At 63.5% G+C, this 1,744-nt stretch carries 1 protein-coding gene and 1 pseudogene; both read left to right on the top strand.

From position 1 onward, the window contains the following. Positions 1-297 (top strand): annotated as a pseudogene (locus tag JHD07_RS39125) (mercury(II) reductase); the annotation flags it as partial. 47 nt (positions 298-344) lie between these two features. Continuing rightward, a complete protein-coding gene (locus tag JHD07_RS39120; RefSeq protein ID WP_012112814.1) occupies positions 345-1,691 on the top strand; it encodes an NAD(P)/FAD-dependent oxidoreductase in 1,347 nt (448 codons plus the stop codon). The last annotated feature ends 53 nt before the right edge of the window (positions 1,692-1,744 follow it).

Genomic DNA, 1,744 nt, shown 5'->3' with positions numbered 1-1,744 from the left:
GTCCGTGTCTCCACGAGCGGTCTCGACCAGGTGCCGCGCGCGATTGCCGCCCGAGACACACGCGGGCTCATCAAGCTCGTCGCCGACGCTGGCAGCGGCCGGCTGCTCGGGGCGCATATCCTCGCACCGGAGGGAGCCGACAGCATCCAGACGGCGGCCCTGGCAATCCGGCACGGCCTCACCGTCGACGACCTCGCGGATACGCTCTTTCCGTATCTCACCACCGTTGAGGGCCTGAAGCTCGCGGCTCTTGCCTTCGACAAGGACGTGGCGAAGCTCTCATGCTGCGCCGGCTGAGCCGTGAAGGCTCGGATGTCGAACGTGACAATGTTGGAGGAGATCTAGTGGCGAAGAGATATGACCTTGCGATCATCGGCACGGGAACGGCTGCGATCGTAACAGCACACAGGGTTCGTGCGGCTGGCTGGAGCGTCGCCGTCGCGGACTTCCGGCCCTTCGGGGGCACCTGCGCCTTGCGCGGTTGCGATCCGAAGAAGATGATGGTCGGCGGCGCCGAGGCGGCTGATCACGCCTGGCGCATGAGCGGACGTGGAATCGAAGGGGACGCGACGCTCGATTGGACGGGACTGATGGCCTTCAAGCGCAGCTTCACCGATCCGGTACCGCAGAAGCGTGAGAAAGCCTTTGCCGACAAAGGGATTCACGCCTTCCACGGTCACGTTCGCTTTATCGGCCCGAATGCGCTCGAGTTCGGAGGAGAGAGGATCGAGGCGGACCGTATCGTGATCGCCGCCGGCGCCGAGGCCGTGCCGCTCGGCATTCCGGGCGAGCAGCACCTGATCACCAATGAAGGCTTCCTGGAACTGGAGAGCCTGCCTGAACGCATCGTCCTTGTCGGCGGCGGTTATATCGCGGCCGAGTTTTCGCACATCGCGGCGCGCGCCGGAGCACAGGTCACAATTCTTCAGCACGGGAAGCGAATGCTCAAGCAATTCGACCCCGATCTCGTCGGCTGGCTGATGGACAAGTTCAGCGAGCGCGGCATCAATGTCCGCACACAGGCAGGGGTGACCGCCATTGAGAAGGTATCAGACGGCTATCGCGTCCGGGCGGACTGTCCTGACGGCGAACTCGATATGGACGCAGATCTGGTCGTCCATGCCGCGGGTCGGGCGCCGGCGCTCGCGACGCTCGATCTCGATGCCGGGAGCGTAAAGCACCATAACGGGCGGCTGGCGTTGAACGGATTTTTGCAAAGCGTCTCCAACCCCGCGGTCTACGCAGCAGGTGATGCCGCCGGCCTAGGACCGCCGCTCACTCCGGTATCAAGCCATGACGCGAAGGTAGTCTCGGCGAACCTGCTCAACGGCAACACGGTCAGGCCTGAATACACAGGCGTTCCGAGTGTCGCCTTCACCATCCCGCCGATCGCAGCCGTCGGCATGAGCGAAGCCAAGGCGCGTGAGAAAGGCCTGAACGTTCGCGTAAAGACCGAGCGCGTGGACGGCTGGTTCACCGCACGCCAGCAGGCCGAGACGGTGTATGGCTTCAAAACGTTGGTCGACGCGGACACTGACCGCATCCTCGGCGCCCATCTTGTCGGTCCGCACGCTGACGAAGTGATCAACATCTTTGCACTGGCGATCAGGCAAGGGCTGACGGCAGAGCAGTTGAAGACCACCATGTTCGCATATCCCAGCGGCGCGTCAGATATCGGCGAGATGCTTTGAGCGTAAGTGAGGTGGTCGACCGGTACGGCCGCGGAGCAGTCTGCACGAAAGAA

It is taken from the genome of Bradyrhizobium sp. (assembly GCF_016462955.1).
Lineage (GTDB): Bacteria > Pseudomonadota > Alphaproteobacteria > Rhizobiales > Xanthobacteraceae > Bradyrhizobium.
This window is presented reverse-complemented; position numbering and strand designations above follow the sequence as displayed.